This is a genomic window from Bacillus sp. 05T31 (genome assembly GCF_056396725.1).
Genome location: NZ_JBFTMA010000381.1, coordinates 1 through 4089, shown reverse-complemented (window position 1 = coordinate 4089; position 4089 = coordinate 1). Strand labels below are relative to the sequence as shown.

Here is a 4089-nt window from a genome sequence, read left to right as displayed (position 1 = left end):
CACATGCTTCATATGTTGGCCAATTATATTCTGGAATTTCATACTTACGACTTTCATATACTTGGAAAGCATGGCCAGCTTCATGTGTTAATACATCAATGTCCCCAGACGTTCCATTAAAGTTTGAGAAGATGAATGGCGCTTTATAATTCTCGATATATGTACAATATCCACCGCCAGCTTTTCCTTTTTTCGCAACTAAATCTAATAAATCATTATCGAGCATGAAATTAAAAAACTCATCTGTTTCAGCTGATAATTCTTTATACATCGTTTTCCCATGATTAATAATCCAATCTGCATCGCCTTTTGGAGTTGGATTACCTGTAGCAAACTCAAAGTTTTCATCATAATAAGCGAGCTTTTCTACACCAATGCGTGCTTTTTGTCTATTTCTTAACTCGGTTGCAACTGGAACGATATAATCTARTACTTGCTGACGATAGTTCGCTACCATTTCAGCATTATAATCTGTACGATACATTCTTGCATATCCTAATTCAACAAAGTTTTTAAAACCAAGTGTTTTTGCGATTTTCGTTCTCACTTTAACAAGATCATCATAAATACGATCTAACTCTTCCTCGTTCTCAGCTAAAAATCCGTAGTATGCTTCACTTGCTGCTTTACGTTCACTTCTTTCTTTTCCTTGCATAAACGGAATAAGTTGCGATAACGTTCTTTCTTCTCCTGCAAAGTCAATCTTTGCAGATGCTAATAACTGTGTATATTGTGAAGACAATTTATTCTCTAATTGTAAATCTTTCACTACTTCATCTGAATATGTTTTTAAATCACATTCAGCTAGAGCAAATAATTGCTTTCCATAATACGCTTCTAATTCTTCGCGGAATGGAGAATGAATTAACGCATTATAATACTTTGTACCATACCCTTGTACAACTGGAGAGAATTCATCAAAGAAATCCTGCTCATCCTTATAAAAGGCATCTGTCGTATCAACAGAATGACGAATGTAACAAAGGTTCCCCATTGTACCAAAGTCATTACGAATTTCGTTAATTGAATTGATAACTTGTTTTTGTTCTTCTACAGTTTTTGCGTTATCAAACTTCTCTAAAGCAACAGTAAATTTCCCTTTTAATTCTTCAATATTTGGCCGTTTATATTCATAGTCTTTAAATGACATGAACGAGCCCCCTCTCCATTATATGCATCATTATTATAATTCAATTCTTACTTACAAATCTCCTCTTATTCTTCAGCAAAATGCGGTAGATGATGTCATAACTACATGCACACAAAAAAGCCTTGGATTTCTTTATCCAAAGCTCCTTTGGAACATATCATYATTTTTCATACTTTCCAATTTTTTTCAATAGCTCGAGTAATTCATCCTTCTCATCCTTCGTTAACATTTCAAAAGACTGATATATAACTTGCTCATGACCTGGAAAAATAGAAGCAATAAAGCTCTCTCCAGACTCCGTTAATTGTGCATAAATAACACGCCTGTCATTTGGACATGGAATTCGTTTTACAAGCCCTTTTTTCTCTAGCTTATCTACAACGTATGTAATGCTGCCACTAGCTATTAAAATACGCTCACCGATTTGCTGAAGTGGTTGGCCTCCTTTATGATATAGTAATTCTAATACAGCAAACTCAGTTGGATTTAATCCGTTACTTTGTATGGATTTATTTGTAGTATCCATAACAGAACGATGTACACGGGATAATGCAATAAATACTTTTAAAGATTGAGAAATGTCTTCTCGCTCATTATTTGATGTCATACCATTTCAACCCTTCACTTAAATTCTCCGCAACAAAAAGAAAAACAACGTAGCACCTCATTACAACTTCCGAATGAATATTCACTCATTCCTTTTCCTTTCCCTGATGTAATGCAAATGATTCTTGAATAAAAACATGACAATTTTAACATAGTTTATATATAATGATAATAAAAAAAGAAGGAGTACCAAATTTGAAAGTCAAATTACAAAGCATAGTTTTTTACATACTGCTTGTTATACTGCCAACGATAGGGATTGGTGCCACATTTTTTTCATATCACACTTATCAAATGAAACAGGCAAACAAACTATCTGCTCACACTGTTCTCTTTTTATATAGAGACTATTTAGACCATCACCTTGGTGAAGCTATATCTGCCTTAGAAATGCTCGCAAAAGTCGTAGGGACCGAAACTGGAAACATCAATGGGATTAAACAGATTGTACATGATACCGATGGAAATGATGAACGTTTTTCCGGTCTATATTACGCTACGACAGATGGGATGATTACACTCGCATCCCAAGGCGATTCGCCGCCTATTGACGTTTCTGACCGCCAATACATCCAAGATGTATTGCAATCTAAGAAAACAACTGTATCATCAGTTATTACAGATCGCGTTCTTGGACATCAAGCTATTATGATTGCGTCTCCAATATTTAATAGACAAAAGGAACTCTCAGGCTTATTATTAGCAAGTTTACGCTTTGACTACATTTCAGCCTCTTTAAATGCTATTAAACCACAATATCATTTCGAAGTRACTGATAAACATGATGTAGTTTTTCTAACCGATGATAATAACGAAACAAGCGATGGGCATTCTAACATGCTTACTACCCCACTCCAAAGATTAAATTGGAAAGTCTCTGTTTCTCCGTTACCTATTCATCAACAAACTTTATACCAGTTAGTTTCAATAGAGTGTATAGCTACTTTATTTTTAATGTCTATTTTATTTTTACTTGCTCAATATATGTTATTAAAACGTCAAACAAAACTAGAAAGACAACAAAATGAACTACAAAAAATTGAATTGGTTGGAACTTTTGCAGCTAGTACAGCTCATGAAATCCGTAACCCTCTTACTGGAATTAAAGGACTCGTTGCTCTGTTAAAAGAGAAATATAAAGATGAACAGGATCAGTTCTACTTTTCTGTAATCGAACAAGAAATAGAGCGGATTAATGAAATTGTAAGCGAATTTCTTATTCTTGGAAAACCAACTGCCATCATTGAACAAACATATGATGTAAGAACGATTCTTAATGAGGTAGCATTAATTATCCAATCTGAAGCGAATCTACATAACATTGTATTTCATTTACATTTGCCAGACCACCCTGTTCATATACGTTGCTCAAAAGACCATATGAAACAAGTGGTTTTAAACATTACAAAAAATGCAATTGAAGCCATGGCTTCTGGTGATACATTAACCATTGTAGTAACAAACAACGAAAAACACGCACACTTGCAAATTATTGATACTGGAAAAGGGATTCCTAAACATATTCAAAAACACCTCTTTCATCCGTTCTTTACTAATAAAGATACTGGAACAGGTCTTGGGCTTGTTATATGTAAACGAATTGTAGAGATGTACAATGGGCATATTTTTATTGATAGTAAAGAAAACAAAGGAACGACAGTTCATATAGAGATTCCATTACACATAGTATAATTATCCTTATCCTAAAAGGGTAATTATACTTATTTCATAAAACCAGCTACAAACATTCTCCAAAAATTGTTTGATTTCCCTTCATACCCAATTTGAAAAATAGGAACCTTTATAATTGAAAACCATTTCGGTGTTTGTTTTTCTTTGTAACGCTGATACTGTACGATAAGCTTGTCCAATTCTTGACTAACTTGAATTGTCTCCATACTATTTAACCCACTTGTTAATCCTAAATGAATCATTTCTTCACGTTTCATATGAATATCATGCGAAAGCTTTTCTAATGTGTACTTCCTTTTTACAGTAAACATCCATATCCCCCTTATTTTTCTTCMATACTCTCAACGCCTCTTCTACTTTAGCCCTTTAAACACTTAATTTTATTTAAAATTGAAGAATCAGAAAATTTAACATTTTTCCCCTGTAATTTACAAATCTTTACCCTCACTTTGAGAATTATTACAAATTATTCTATCTTTGTAAATACATTCGCAATAATAGACATTTTTTTCATCTTCTTTTTTGTAAATACTCAGTAAACAGTGGATTCTCTATTTTCAATGTACTTTTCTTCGACATTTTTTGTTTAATTTATGTAAAAACGCAAAACATAATGATGATTGATAAAGTGAACTTTAATC

At 33.2% G+C, this 4089-nt stretch carries 4 protein-coding genes; 1 reads left to right on the top strand and 3 read right to left on the bottom strand.

Going from position 1 to position 4089, the window contains the following annotated elements; translation table 11 throughout:
• Together AC1DJR_RS19810 and AC1DJR_RS19805 are read right to left on the bottom strand one after the other, a co-directional pair.
• On the bottom strand, positions 1 to 1150 hold a 1150-nt coding region (locus AC1DJR_RS19810; RefSeq protein ID WP_477003317.1), incomplete at its 3' end, for a M3 family oligoendopeptidase.
• Between the two features lie 160 nt (positions 1151 to 1310).
• Positions 1311 to 1757, bottom strand: coding sequence for a MarR family winged helix-turn-helix transcriptional regulator (locus AC1DJR_RS19805; RefSeq protein WP_002011538.1), 447 nt, complete (start codon positions 1755 to 1757; stop codon positions 1311 to 1313).
• Between the two features lie 194 nt (positions 1758 to 1951).
• On the opposite strand from AC1DJR_RS19805, the gene AC1DJR_RS19800 reads away from it, so the two are divergent.
• Complete coding sequence (locus AC1DJR_RS19800; RefSeq protein ID WP_429686951.1) at positions 1952 to 3448, top strand: DUF3149 domain-containing protein; 1497 nt, start codon at positions 1952 to 1954, stop codon at positions 3446 to 3448.
• A gap of 29 nt (positions 3449 to 3477) precedes the next feature.
• On the opposite strand, the gene AC1DJR_RS19795 is transcribed toward AC1DJR_RS19800, so the two are convergent.
• Positions 3478 to 3759 carry an aspartyl-phosphate phosphatase Spo0E family protein gene (locus tag AC1DJR_RS19795; RefSeq protein ID WP_002011543.1) on the bottom strand — a complete coding sequence of 94 codons (282 nt, stop codon included), beginning with the start codon at positions 3757 to 3759 and terminating at the stop codon, positions 3478 to 3480.
• Positions 3760 to 4089: the final 330 nt, after the last annotated feature.